Genomic DNA, 11,893 nt, shown 5'->3' with positions numbered 1-11,893 from the left:
CATTGGAATGGGTGTGCTGACGGTGCTGATGGGCGGCATGTTCTCATGGATGACGACGCGCAGCATCACGCGGCCGCTGGATGATGCGGTCGGCGTGGCGAAGCGGGTTGCCGGCGGCAAGCTGGGCGCCCCGATCGAAGTCACCGGCAAGGACGAGACGAGCGAATTGCTGCGGGCGCTGAAGGAAATGGATGACAGCCTGTCGCGCATCGTCAGCCAGGTCCGGAGCGGCACTGATGAAATCGGGGCCGCTTCCGACGAGATCGCCGCCGGTAACGCCGACCTGTCGGGCCGCACCGAGGCACAGGCAAGCGCGCTGGAAGAAACCGCATCGTCGATGGAGCAGCTGACCCTGACCGTCAAACAAAATGCCGAGAACGCCAGGCAGGCGAATCAGCTCGTGCAATCCGCTTCCGGCTCCGCCGTGCAGGGCGGGGAAGTGGTCGGCCAGGTCGTGCATACCATGGCCTCCATCAGCGCATCGGCGAAGAAGATCGTCGACATCATCGGCGTGATCGACGGCATCGCCTTCCAGACCAATATCCTGGCGCTGAACGCCGCTGTCGAAGCAGCGCGGGCCGGCGAGCAGGGCAGGGGATTCGCCGTCGTGGCCGCCGAGGTGCGCACGCTGGCGCAGCGCTCGGCGCAGGCGGCGAAGGAGATCAAGGAGCTGATCGGCGATTCGGTGAAGAAGGTCGAATCGGGCAATGCGCTGGTAAACGATGCCGGCAAGCAGATGGCGGAGATCGTCGCGGCGGTCCAGCATGTGGCGGGCATCATGAACGACATCACTGAGGCAAGCCAGGAACAGAGTGCCGGCATCGAGGAAGTCAACCGCGCAATCGCCACAATGGACGAAATGACGCGGCATAACGCTACGCTGGTGGAGCAGGCGGCAAGCGCGGCGGCGGCCATGCAGGGCAGGGCGTCGACGCTGGGACAGGCGGTTGCGGCGTTCGACCTGAGTTCGGCCAACGTCGGAGCAAATTCCTCGGCCCTGGCTTATGCCCCGAGGTCCGTGCCGAAACTGCCCCGTTGAATTGTCACCGGTTGACGTTGTTTCGCGGACCGTTCCCTTAGACCGTCGCCACCGGCGTCACCGGCGAACCGACCGCGCCCGGCAGGCGCAACGGCGGCGCGGTCAGCATGAAGCGATTGCGCTTGTTGGCGTGCAGCCACTGCGCCAGGTCGTGCAGGTACCAGAGTTCACCCAGCGGCACGCCCAGTTTGAACAGGCAATGATGATGCAGCGGCAGCAGCGATTTCTTGCCGGTGACCGTCACGGCGGGATAGGCTTCGACCGCATAGTTGTCAGCGCAGATTGCGCTGATCCCGGAATCGGTGATCCATTGCAGAAGGCGCTCATCGCGGCCATTCATCACCGGGCAACTGTGATGCAGGACGTCGGGATCCGGATTGCCGCCCATCGCCACCACCCGCTCGGCGAAGCCGGTGCGCAGTACCAGGAAGTCGCCCGGCTCCACCTGCACGCCGTCCTTCGACATCACCATGCTCAGCTCGTCATACCCGACCAGTTGCCGCGCATCGCCAAAATGCCGATGCAGGTCGACCAGCACGCCGCGTCCCTGCATACCGTGCGCCGCCATGTTCTCGATGCCCAGCGCATCGGCCTGTGACAGGTGCGGCCCGCTGCATCCGCATTCCACTTCCGCGCCGTCGTCCCGGTAATCGAGCGGACCCTTGACGTCGGCATTGGCCCGGTAGCCGTTGTAGTACACCATCTCCGCGTTGCCGTCGCCGTCGGCATCGAAACGCGCGCCGACATGCGCCAGTGAATCCCATTGGGTTGAATACTGCAGGGAGATCAGCACCTGGTCGTCCGAAATGATGTCGACGGCGTCGGCATCGACCCGCGTCATCGGGAAGTTCAGCATCGGCTTGCCGTCGCGGTAGGTCGGCTGCAGGCGGGGCGGGTTGCGGCGCGGATTCAGCAGATTTCCGCCCGGCAGATTCAGCGGCAGCGACAGGCAGAAGCTGTGGCCTTCGCGTATTTCCGCAGCGCCTTTGAGTACCTGTTCACGGTTGAGAAGATTGACGCGTCCGAGTTGATCATCGGGTCCGAAATCGCCCCAGTTCGATCCTGGTGGACGGTTTTTCCAGCGCATGCTTTGTCTCCTTTGTTTTTGAATTCGGAATAACGCTAACGCAGCCGTTGGAAGGCTGTCAATGAAATTGAAACGTAATTCTGCACAGCGAAATCATGCTTTGACTGGCCGCAGTTTCAATGTCAGAAAAACGCCGAATCCGATGATCAGGCTGTTGATGGCGAACGTTCCCCGGAATCCCATGTGTTCGATCATCGTTCCCGCGATTGCCGGCCCGAGAAACTGGCCGCCGGCGAAAAACAGCGTGACATAGCTGGTCGCCAGTGGCGCCTGCTGCGGTTCGACCGTCTCTCCTGCAACCGCCAGCACGGAGGTAAACATGCCGGAGATGGTGCAGCCGAGAATGAAGTAGTGCGCGGCAAAACCGATCAGCACCGGCCAGAACACGGGAATCAGCATCCCGACCAGGGTAAGAGATACCGACGCCAGCAAGGAACTCGGACGGCCTATGCGGTCCGACACCATGCCCCAGACAGGACCGGCGAATAGCGACAGGATGCCCATCAGCGCCGCCAGCTGTGCGGCAGTCGAGGCCGCCAGGCCGGCCTGCAATGCGAAGCTGTATGTGAAGGTGGCCTGGGTGATGTAGGTCAGGCCGATCACCCCGTACAGCAAACCGACCACGATCAGCCTGCGGTTGCGGAAGACCACGCCTTTGTCGAACGTCACGCCGGGACCGGCATGCGCAGGCAGGCGCGGCAGGAACATCAGTGCCGCCATTACCGCCACCGCGCTCGGCACCGCGAATGCCGCCCAGGCAAGTCGCCAGCCGTGCTCGTCGTCGACCGTCAGGTAGGGCACCACCGCGCTGGCGATCAGAAGGCCGAGGCCGATGCCGCTGTTCGTCAGGCCGATGATCGCGCCGCGCCGCTGCGGAAAGGCGCCGGCCAGCAGGGAAATGACCGGCGTGAAGGAAAACGCGGTGCCGAAGCCCAGCAGCAGCATGAAAATCAGCAACAGGACATAGTGGCTTGCGAGACTCAGGCCGATGAATCCTGCGGTGGTCAGCGTGACGCCGATCAGGACCGCCGCCCTGCCGCCGCGGCGGGAAGCGAATGCGCCGGCCGCCATCACCAGGCACAGGTAGCCGAGGGCACTCGCCGTACCAAGCGCGCCCGCCGCCTGGTAACTCAATCCCAAATCTTCGCGCATGAACGGCAGGATCAGTCCGAAGGAAAGCCGGGCAAAGGCAACCGTGACCAGGGTCACCAGCATGCCTGTCAGCACCATCATGATTGTTTGAAACCGTCCGGACGCGATCATGGCGCCTCCGGGGTACGGACGTTGGAAGGGCGCGCCGCAGCGCTGAACTGGAAATTGAATGTGAAAGTAATAGGCATATTGCTTGAACCGGTGTCTTGGGGCAAAGAAAAAGCCCGCAGGCGGGGCGGGCTTGCCCGGCGATCCGTTGTCTCCTCGGAAGTCAGCCGGCAAACCCGGCTGCCGTAAATTATTTATTGCTCATAATGTAACCGGAAGCGGCAATTCATGTCCGAAGCGCCGCCCCGTGCGGCTTCCCGGCGGATTGCTACGGAAAGGCGAAGTGATTCCACATATCGGTTTGTGCTAGAATTTCAGTAATTCCTGAAAATTCAAAAACACCGAGATGAACCTCACGCCGCTTGTTCAAACCTTCGTACTCCATTTCGGCGAGATGGGCAGCCGTTGGGGTATCAATCGCACGGTGGGCCAGATCTACGCCCTGCTGTACGTTTCCGCCAAGCCGCTGAATGCGGATGAAATCGCCGAGTCGCTCGGGTTTTCCCGTTCGAACGTCAGCATGGGTTTGAAAGAGCTTGCGTCGTGGCAACTCATCCGCCTGCAGCACCTCCCGAACGACCGTCGCGAATACTTTTCGACGCCCGACGATGTATGGGCCATTTTCCGCACGCTCGCCGAGCAGCGCCGCAAGCGCGAGATCGACCCGACGCTGTCGATGCTGCGCGATGCCCTGATCCAGACCGCCTCCAGTGACGAGGATTTGCATGCCCAGAAGCGGCTGCAGGAGATGCATGACCTGATCGAACTGGTCAGCGACTGGTTTGACGACATCCGGCACCTCGACACGCGCACGCTGGTGCAGTTGATGAAACTGGGGGCAAAGGCGCAGAAGTTTCTTGAATTGAAGAACAAGCTGATGTTGTCGGGAGGCGGGAAGTCCGGCAAGGACACAGGAGAAAGTTGATGCCCTCTATATACAGGTTCCCTCCCCCTTTCAGGGGGAGGGTTAGGGTGGGGGTAGTGAGGTTAGGCCAGCGGATGCAGTCGCGCAACCTTTCTACCCCTGCGCGGGCCGCCCCATCCCAACCTTCTCCCTAAGAGGGGGAAGGAGCCAGCAGGTTGATTCGCCACCACCAACAATTTTGCATAACCCTCCAACCTCGCAGAGCACACCATGACCGACGCATTCATGCTCGCCCGCATCCAGTTCGCGAGCAACATCACGTTCCACATTCTCTTCCCCACCATATCCATCGCCCTCGGATGGATGCTGCTGTTCTTCAAGCTGCGTCACAACAAGACCGGCGACGCCAAGTGGGCGGAAGCCTATCAATTCTGGGTGAAGATCTTCGCGCTGACCTTCGCGCTCGGTGTGGTCTCCGGCATCACGATGAGCTTCCAGTTCGGCACCAACTGGCCGGGCTTCATGGAAACCGTCGGCAATATCGCCGGCCCGCTGCTCGCCTATGAAGTTCTGACCGCATTCTTCCTCGAAGCCACCTTCCTCGGCATCATGCTGTTCGGCGCGCAGCGCGTATCCAGTCGCGTCCATACGCTGGCGACCCTGCTGGTGGCCGGCGGCACGACGATGTCGGCATTCTGGATCATCGCGCTCAATTCCTGGATGCATACGCCGGTCGGTTTTGAAATGATCAACGGACAGGCGCATGCGACCGACTGGATGGCGATCATCTTCAATCCGTCGATGCCTTACCGCCTGACGCACATGCTGATCGCATCCGGTCTCACCGTCGCCTTCCTGGTGGCCGGTATCTCCGCCTACCGCTGGCTGCGCGGCGATCGCGCGCCGTCGGTGATGGCCGCGCTCCGGAGCGGCGTGGCCGTTGCGGCGCTGCTGATCCCGGTGCAGATCCTGGTCGGTGACATGCACGGCCTGAACACGCTGGAACACCAGCCGGCCAAGATCGCCGCGATGGAAGGCGTCTGGGAGACCGAGCGCGGCGCACCGCTGCTGCTGTTCGCCTTGCCGGACGAGGAGGAAAGGACGAATCACTTCGAAATCGGCATCCCGAAAGTCGCCAGCATCATCCTGAAACACGATGCCGACGGCGAGATCCAGGGCCTGAACGACTTCGGCGACAAGCATCCGCCGGTGGCCCCGCTGTTCTGGGGATTCCGCGTCATGGTCGGCACCGGCATGCTGATGCTTGCCGTTTCCTGGCTGTGCGCATGGCAGCTCAAGCGCCGCGGCGATGTCACGCCGTGGACGGCACGCGCATTGGTGGCGATGAGCTTTTCCGGGTGGGTGGCGACGGTGGCAGGCTGGTATGTCACTGAAATCGGCCGCCAGCCGTATCTGGTCTACGGTGTCCTGACCACGGCGGAGGCGGTATCCAATGTTCCAGCGCCGATGATCGCCAGCACGCTCGTGATGTACCTCCTCCTGTACGCGGGACTGACCGTCGCCTACATCACCGTGCTGTTCCACCTGGCCCGCAAGGCCGGCTACGGCAAGCCTGTCCAACCGCTGTACCCGGAGCCGCCGACTGTCGGCGCCACCGGTTCCCTGCTTGGAGAAACACGTCATGCCTGAACTCTCTCAACCCGGCGGCTGGCTGCCGCTCGTCTTCCTCGGCCTGATGGGCGTGGCCATGATGGCCTACGTCATCCTTGACGGCTTCGATCTCGGCGTCGGCATCCTGCTGCGGCGTGCCGGCGAGTCCGAGAAGGATACGATGATCGCGTCCATCGGCCCGTTCTGGGATGCCAACGAAACCTGGCTGGTGCTGGGTGTCGGCATCCTGCTGGTGGCGTTTCCGATGGCCCACGGCGTCATACTCGGCGAGCTCTATCTGCCGGTGGCGCTGATGCTCGCCGGCCTGATCCTGCGCGGTGTCGCATTCGACTTCCGCGTCAAGGCGCGCGATGACCACAAGCATGCATGGAACATGGCGTTCTACGGCGGCTCGGTGCTGGCTACCTTCGCCCAGGGCCTGATGATCGGGCTCTACATTGTCGGCTTCGACCATGGATTTCCGCAGGTGGCCTTCGCGGTATTTACCGGCCTGGCCTTGATTGCCGGCTACGCATTGCTCGGCGCCACCTGGCTGATCATGAAAACCGAGGGCGCGTTGCAGCAGAGGGCGGTCGCGTGGGCGCGCGGCAGCCTGCTGTTCTGCGCGCTCGGCGTGGTGGCGGTGTCCGTCGTGACGCCGCTGGTGAGCCAGCAGATTTTCGATAAATGGTTTTCCTTCCCGAACATTCTCCTGCTGGCGCCCATCCCGGCGATGACGGCGGCCCTGTTCGCGCTGACGGAATATGTCTTGCGCCGCTTGCCGGCCACGCTGGCGAAGGGCAGGGATACGCTCTGCTGGCTGCCGTTCGCGGCGACTGTCGGCATTTTCCTCCTGGCGTTCAACGGCCTTGCCTACAGCCTGTTTCCGTACCTCGTCGTCGACCGGCTCACCATCTGGCAGGCTGCAAGCGCTCCGGAGTCGCTGAAGATTATTTTGTTCGGTGTCATCATCGTGTTGCCGACGATCATCGGCTACACCATTTTTTCCTATCGGGTATTCTGGGGCAAGGCGCGAGAACTGAGCTATCAGTGATCCGCGTTCATCTGCCGGTTGGATGAACCAATGAAAATGCCGGCCGGTCTGACAGCATCAAGCCACCCATGTCGGACCGGCTTACCAAACCCGACCAGGAAACATGGAGAGATTGCCGCCGGACGTCGCTGAACAGTCCGCTCTAGATGCGAAGAGTGGAAAGGTTCCCGCGTACCATGCGTTCGCATTAATGCTCGCCGCACTGGCGATGCTCGGGCCGTTTTCGGTCGACACCTACCTTCCCGCCTTTCCCGACATTCAGCGGACGTTGCAGACGAGCGCGATCGAGGTCCAGCAGACCCTGACCGCGTACATGTTTTCATTCGCGCTGATGATCCTGTGGCACGGCGCGCTATCGGATGCGTTCGGCCGGCGCAACATCATTCTCGGCTCGCTTGCGGTTTTCGCCGTGGCATCGCTTGGCTGCGCGGCGGTGCACAGCATCGAATACCTGTGGGCATTCCGCATCCTGCAGGGTATATCGGCGGGCGCCGGCATCGTGATCGGGCGGGCCATCATCCGCGATGTTTATACCGGTGCGCCGGCAGCGAAGCTGTTGTCGGTGGTAACGATGATCTTCTCGGTCGCGCCGGCGATCGCGCCGGTCCTCGGAGGCTGGATCGTCAAGCTGCTCGACTGGCGCTCGATCTTCCTGTTCCTGTTCGTCTATACCGTGCTGCTGCTGTGGGTGTGCTACAAAAAGCTGCCCGAGACCCTGCCGCCGCTCAAGCGCCAGCCATTCAATCCGCAATCGCTGACCCGGAATTACAAGCAGATCTTCCGCTCGCCCCTGTTTCACCTGAAGGCGGGCACTGTCGCCTTCAATTTCGCCGGCCTGTTCCTGTTCATCGCCGCCGCACCGGTATTCATCACCGAGCATCTCGGATTGGGGCCGGACCAGTTCGCGTGGCAGTTCGTGCCGACGGTGGCGGGGATCTTCTGCGGCGCGTTCACGGTGAATCGCCTTGCCGGCAAACTGCCGGTCGCACGGCAGGTCATGATCGGTTTCTGCTTTCTGATCGGCGCGGGCGTCGTCAACGTTCTCTATCACCTCGCATTTCCGCCTTCCCTGCCGTGGTCGGTGGCGCCGTTCTTCTTTTATGCGTTCGGCATGTCGGTGGTTGCACCGGCCGTCACCCTGCTGGTGCTCGACCTCTTTCCGGAAATCCGCGGTACCGTTGCCTCATGCCAATCGTTCACGCAGACCATGCTGGCCGCCGTCGTATCGGGCGTCGTGGCGCCCATGCTGTCGCATTCGGTATTGTGGCTGGCCGCGGGACAGCTCGCCTTCACGCTCATCGGCTTTGTCCTGTGGACGATAGGCAAGCGGTATCATCGAACGCAGGTCATGAATCATTAGAATTTGGAAAGGGGATAAAAAAATGGCGATGAATTCAACCTATGCATCCGCCGACCCAACGCGCGCCGATATCGATGCCTTGAAAGGGCCGGCGCTGGTGGAATTCGGCGCTCCCTGGTGCGGGTTCTGCCAGGCGGCGCAGGGACCGCTTGCCGCCGCCATGGCGAATCACCCGAATGTGCAGCACATCAAGATCGAGGACGGCAAGGGCAAGGCGCTGGGGCGTTCGTTCCGGGTGAAATTATGGCCGACCCTGGTGTTCATGAACGACGGAGTGGAAGCTGTCCGCCTGGTCCGGCCGGACAGCGCGGAAGAGATTCGCGAGGCGCTCGCCGCGATCGACGGCGGCGCATAACAAGCCGCCGCCGGGTACCCGTTACTGTCTACTTCGCCGTGCCGGCAACCGCCGCCACGTACTTCGAGAGTGCCGCGATTTCCGCGTCGCTCAATCCCTTGAACGCTGGCATTTGCCCGATACCGTTGCGGACCGCTTTCTCGACCTGCGACGCGTCCGGTTTCAGTTCGTCCAGGTTCGGTCCGACCTCGCCGGTTGCGCCGGCGTGCCTGAGCGTATGGCACACCGAGCACGCCGGCGCCGCAACCTGGGTGAACAGCTTTTTGCCTTCGTCCAAGCCGGATTGGGCAAAGGCTGTGCCGCCGAGGAAGGCTGCTACCAAAATCGGGATGACGGACAAGGCTTTCGTTAAACGATGCATCGTATCTCCGTTCGGCATGCCGTCAGGCGACGGTGATCTTGAGCGCATGATCGCGCCAGCTGCTGTTGTTGTAGCCGCTGGCGTTTTCCAGTCGCTCCTCCGGCTGCTGGTTACCTTCCGAATCGATCGCGCGGCTCGCGATGGTGTATTCGCCTGCCGGCAGCTTCACTCCCAGCACGAACTGCCTCCAGGCATAGCGGCCGAGATCGGGACCGACGAATTTCGCCTGCTTCCAGGTCTTGCCGCCGTCGACCGACACCTCCACCGCCTTCACCGCATGGATGCCGCCGAATGCCACGCCCTTGATCTGCACCATGCCCGCCTGCACCGAACCGTTTTCCGGCGCGGGCGAATTGATCCATGACTTGGCGCTCATCTCCCATACGGAAGGCTGGCTCGGATCGCCTTTCTGGCCAAGGGGCGACAGCCGATAGCCGGTCTTCTGGATGGCCGCCTCGGACTGTTCCGCTGTAAATGCCAGCCGCTTGATGTACTTGATGTTGTTGACCCCGGAATATCCGGGCACGATGATGCGCAGCGGCCCGCCATGCGCCAGCGGAATCGGCACGCCGTTCATTTCCCATGCGAGCAGGGCATCCGCCATCGCCTTCGCCGGCACCGAACGTTCGACAACCGCGCTCTTCGGATCGAGCCCTTCCGGCAGCTTTTCACCGCCGGTGCTGGTCATGTAAACCGCGCCATCCGTCACGCCACCAAGCGCCTCCACCACTGCGCGTACCGGCACGCCGCTCCACACCACGCAGCCCGCCGCACCGACCTGCCATGGCGTGCCGCTCGGCTTGCTGGGGAAATAGCCGCGGCCGTTGCCCGAGCATTGCAGCACCATCGCCGTGGTTTCCAGGCCCATGCCCTTCAGTTCCTTCACGGTCAGCTTGCGCGGGTTCTTCACGCCTTCCACCGTCACTTCCCATCCGTCCCGGTCGGCGACGATGGACGCATCCGGCGCCGGCAGGTTATTGCGGATATAGAGCTGATCGGTAGGTGTGATGATGCTGGTACCGAACGCAGAGCGCTTTGTCTCCAGCGTGCTGCTGGTATGGACGATCATCGCGCCCGGATCTTTCCAGGCAACGTAGGGCGGGAGCGGTTTCGCGGCGGCGGCAGCCGCCTGCGCGATGGCAGTCTTCGAAAATCCGGCCAGACCGGCTGCGGCGACGGCTGTTGCGCCCCCGGCGAGCAGATTGCGGCGCTGGGGATTGATGAGGGATGGATCGGCCGTACCTATGAATCGTCTTGTCATGTCTGTCTCCCTTGTTGTATTGATTGTTCGGTGATGCGGCGTTAAAACATCGGTGCGTATTGCAGGCGCCACGACTGGAGCAGAAACGATTATACGAGTAGCCGGAGATGTATTGCCGAAATCATGCCAGGCGGCACGCAGCATGCCGATTGATCCGGCATTCGTCGACACAGTAGGGAGAGATAGCGAAATGACGTCGCGGTATGCAACGAAAGACTTCAATCTGTAGAAGGGCTGACAGAGCTGTCAGCCCCTTCCTGCACCGGATGCAGGGTTGTTAGTTCCTGGCCTGCACCGGCATGCGATTCCTGTCAGGCGAAGTTCTTGCCCACGAAATCCCAGTTCACGACGTTCCAGAATGCTTCCACAAACTTCGGACGGGCATTTCGGTAGTCGATGTAGTAGGCGTGTTCCCATACGTCACAGGTCAGCAGCGGCTTGTCGCTTGTCGTCAGCGGCGTGCCGGCGTTGGAGGTGTTGACGATGTCGACCGAGCCGTCAGCCTTCTTGACCAGCCAGGTCCAGCCGGAGCCGAAATTGGTCACGCAGGATTTGGTGAATTCTTCCTTGAACTTGTCGAACGATCCGAATTTCGCATTGATCGCATCGGCCACCGGGCCGGTCGGTGCGCCGCCGCCATTCGGCTTCATGCAGTTCCAGAAGAAGGTATGGTTCCAGACCTGGGCGGAATTGTTGAATACGCCGCCGGACGATTTCTTGATGATGTCTTCGAGCGAAGCGTTCTCGAAGTCGGTGCCCTTGATCAGGTTGTTCAGGTTGGTCACATAAGCCTGATGATGCTTGCCGTAGTGGAACTCGAGCGTTTCCTTGGAAATATGCGGTTGCAGGGCTTCCATCGGGTAAGGCAGGGGAGGCAGGGTATGTTCCATGGCATTCCTTTTCGATTGTTGGGGGATGTATTTTTTGAAAGACCACAATTGTAAGTCGGATGCGGCCCGGTTGCATCGGCACCGCGCTGTACGGAGATCAAAAATCACTCAAGCAGCGATTGCACGGTTGCAATGCCGACCTCCGCGCTGCCGTCCGCCAGACGCACGGTGACGATCTCGCGCGGGCGCAAGGCACCCGGCGACCGAATGACCCGGCCCTTGGCATCGACCACCATCGCATAGCCGCGCTCCAGTGTTCGTTGCGGATTGAGCAGTTCAATCTGGACCGACAAGGCATCCAGTGCCTGCCGCCGCTGCGCGTTGGTGGTGGCCATGCTGACGTCGAGGCGGCGGGCAATGTTGTCGAGGCGGGCGCGTTGGGCCGTCGTGTCTGGCAGCCGGGCGGCCAGCCGGGTGCGCAGGTTGTCGACGGAAAACCGGGCCTGCTGCAGCGGCATGCGCGTCGCATGCGCGAGCCGGTGCTGCAATCCGGCGATGCGCATCCGTTCATGCGCGATATGCGCCGACGGACTGACCAGCCGCCGCGACAGCCAGTCGAGTGTCTGGGCCGCATCCATCATGCGGCGCTTCATGATCCTGGCCAGGTCAGTGGTGTACACGTCGAGCGTGGCGAGCCAGTCGGCGCGCGGCGTTGCCGCCAGTTCGGCGGCGGCGGTGGGCGTGGGTGCCCGCAAGTCGGCGGCAAAGTCGGCGATCGTGATGTCGGTCTCGTGACCGACGCCGCAGATG

General features: G+C 62.0%; 12 protein-coding genes. 6 read left to right on the top strand and 6 right to left on the bottom strand.

The genetic code is table 11. The features are described from left to right. A partial coding sequence (locus V7080_RS17220) for a methyl-accepting chemotaxis protein (protein WP_334189625.1) occupies positions 1-1,039 on the top strand: 1,039 nt, incomplete at its 5' end. A 37-nt stretch (positions 1,040-1,076) separates the two neighbouring features. On the opposite strand, the gene V7080_RS17215 is transcribed toward V7080_RS17220, so the two are convergent. Together V7080_RS17215 and V7080_RS17210 are read right to left on the bottom strand one after the other, a co-directional pair. Further along, positions 1,077-2,126 (bottom strand): cyclase family protein, encoded by a 1,050-nt coding sequence (locus tag V7080_RS17215; RefSeq protein ID WP_334189624.1) that lies wholly within the window; start codon positions 2,124-2,126, stop codon positions 1,077-1,079. A 93-nt stretch (positions 2,127-2,219) separates the two neighbouring features. Then, positions 2,220-3,389, bottom strand: coding sequence for an MFS transporter (locus V7080_RS17210; RefSeq protein ID WP_334189623.1), 1,170 nt, complete (start codon positions 3,387-3,389; stop codon positions 2,220-2,222). 343 nt (positions 3,390-3,732) lie between these two features. On the opposite strand from V7080_RS17210, the gene V7080_RS17205 reads away from it, so the two are divergent. From V7080_RS17205 to V7080_RS17185, 5 genes are all read left to right on the top strand, one after another. Beyond that, entirely contained in the window at positions 3,733-4,311 is a 579-nt protein-coding gene (locus tag V7080_RS17205) for a GbsR/MarR family transcriptional regulator (RefSeq protein ID WP_334189622.1), read from the top strand. Between the two features lie 210 nt (positions 4,312-4,521). Continuing rightward, a complete protein-coding gene (locus V7080_RS17200; RefSeq protein ID WP_334189621.1) occupies positions 4,522-5,901 on the top strand; it encodes a cytochrome ubiquinol oxidase subunit I in 1,380 nt (459 codons plus the stop codon). Further along, entirely contained in the window at positions 5,894-6,916 is a 1,023-nt protein-coding gene (locus V7080_RS17195) for a cytochrome d ubiquinol oxidase subunit II (RefSeq protein WP_334189620.1), read from the top strand. Before V7080_RS17200 ends, V7080_RS17195 begins: the two co-directional genes overlap by 8 nt. Before the next feature lie 103 nt (positions 6,917-7,019). Continuing rightward, a complete protein-coding gene (locus V7080_RS17190) occupies positions 7,020-8,276 on the top strand; it encodes a multidrug effflux MFS transporter (RefSeq protein ID WP_442947246.1) in 1,257 nt (418 codons plus the stop codon). Between the two features lie 22 nt (positions 8,277-8,298). Then, positions 8,299-8,631: a thioredoxin family protein gene (locus V7080_RS17185; protein ID WP_334189619.1), complete on the top strand. Its 333-nt coding sequence runs from the start codon at positions 8,299-8,301 to the stop codon at positions 8,629-8,631. A 28-nt stretch (positions 8,632-8,659) separates the two neighbouring features. Here V7080_RS17185 and sorU read toward each other — a convergent pair whose 3' ends face one another. The 4 genes from sorU to V7080_RS17165 form a co-directional block, all read right to left on the bottom strand. Next, positions 8,660-8,992, bottom strand: a complete 333-nt coding sequence (gene sorU, locus V7080_RS17180) for a SorU family sulfite dehydrogenase c-type cytochrome subunit (RefSeq protein ID WP_334189618.1) — start codon at positions 8,990-8,992, stop codon at positions 8,660-8,662. Between the two features lie 22 nt (positions 8,993-9,014). Further along, entirely contained in the window at positions 9,015-10,253 is a 1,239-nt protein-coding gene (sorT, locus tag V7080_RS17175; RefSeq protein WP_334189617.1) for a SorT family sulfite dehydrogenase catalytic subunit, read from the bottom strand. 311 nt (positions 10,254-10,564) lie between these two features. Then, positions 10,565-11,143, bottom strand: a complete 579-nt coding sequence (locus tag V7080_RS17170) for a superoxide dismutase (RefSeq protein WP_334189616.1) — start codon at positions 11,141-11,143, stop codon at positions 10,565-10,567. A gap of 104 nt (positions 11,144-11,247) precedes the next feature. Further along, a partial coding sequence (locus V7080_RS17165) for an exodeoxyribonuclease VII large subunit (RefSeq protein WP_334189615.1) occupies positions 11,248-11,893 on the bottom strand: 646 nt, incomplete at its 5' end.

It is taken from the genome of Noviherbaspirillum sp., from assembly GCF_036846085.1.
Classification (GTDB): domain Bacteria; phylum Pseudomonadota; class Gammaproteobacteria; order Burkholderiales; family Burkholderiaceae_D; genus Noviherbaspirillum.
The sequence above is the reverse complement of the archived record's forward strand: the minus strand, read 5'-3'. Positions and strand labels throughout refer to the sequence as shown.

Bases quoted from the DNA above. Each gene is read 5' to 3' on its own strand.
- V7080_RS17215 (WP_334189624.1), bottom strand. From the start codon at position 2,126: ATGCGCTGGAAAAACCGTCCACCAGGATCGAACTGGGGCGATTTCGGA.
- V7080_RS17195 (WP_334189620.1), top strand. From the start codon at position 5,894: ATGCCTGAACTCTCTCAACCCGGCGGCTGGCTGCCGCTCGTCTTCCTC.
- V7080_RS17185 (WP_334189619.1), top strand. From the start codon at position 8,299: ATGGCGATGAATTCAACCTATGCATCCGCCGACCCAACGCGCGCCGAT.
- V7080_RS17210 (WP_334189623.1), bottom strand. From the start codon at position 3,389: ATGATCGCGTCCGGACGGTTTCAAACAATCATGATGGTGCTGACAGGC.
- V7080_RS17170 (WP_334189616.1), bottom strand. From the start codon at position 11,143: ATGGAACATACCCTGCCTCCCCTGCCTTACCCGATGGAAGCCCTGCAA.
- V7080_RS17200 (WP_334189621.1), top strand. From the start codon at position 4,522: ATGACCGACGCATTCATGCTCGCCCGCATCCAGTTCGCGAGCAACATC.
- V7080_RS17205 (WP_334189622.1), top strand. From the start codon at position 3,733: ATGAACCTCACGCCGCTTGTTCAAACCTTCGTACTCCATTTCGGCGAG.
- sorU (WP_334189618.1), bottom strand. From the start codon at position 8,992: ATGCATCGTTTAACGAAAGCCTTGTCCGTCATCCCGATTTTGGTAGCA.
- sorT (WP_334189617.1), bottom strand. From the start codon at position 10,253: ATGACAAGACGATTCATAGGTACGGCCGATCCATCCCTCATCAATCCC.
- V7080_RS17190 (WP_442947246.1), top strand. From the start codon at position 7,020: ATGGAGAGATTGCCGCCGGACGTCGCTGAACAGTCCGCTCTAGATGCG.